The organism is Rhodoplanes roseus (assembly GCF_003258865.1).
In the GTDB taxonomy this organism is placed as follows: domain Bacteria; phylum Pseudomonadota; class Alphaproteobacteria; order Rhizobiales; family Xanthobacteraceae; genus Rhodoplanes; species Rhodoplanes roseus.
The window spans coordinates 1-277 of the sequence record NZ_NPEX01000795.1 but is presented as its reverse complement, the minus strand read 5'-3'; the positions used below and the strand labels follow the sequence as shown (position 1 = coordinate 277).

At 65.3% G+C, this 277-nt stretch carries 1 pseudogene; it reads left to right on the top strand.

Annotated features, from left to right (window positions below):
- Positions 1-10: 10 nt before the first annotated feature.
- Positions 11-277: pseudogene (locus tag CH341_RS32445) on the top strand (ASKHA domain-containing protein); the annotation flags it as partial.

Here is a 277-nt window from a genome sequence, read left to right as displayed (position 1 = left end):
GCTCTGCTATATCGAGGTCGAGGAGCCCGACATGGAAAAGCCGCTCGGCGATGCCGACCGGCTCCTTCATGCGCTTGAGAAAGAATGGGGCTTTCAGAAGCCGCGCATCGCCGCGCGCCTCCTGCCGCAGATACAGAAGCTCTTGCGCGACGGCGAGTGGAAGGTCACCTGCGCCGTCTATACCGACGGGCGCGTGGAGGGCGGCGGGCCGATCGTGACGGCGATCTTCCCGGGCTTTCACAATGTCGGCTGCGGCCTTGCCGTCGACATCGGCTCG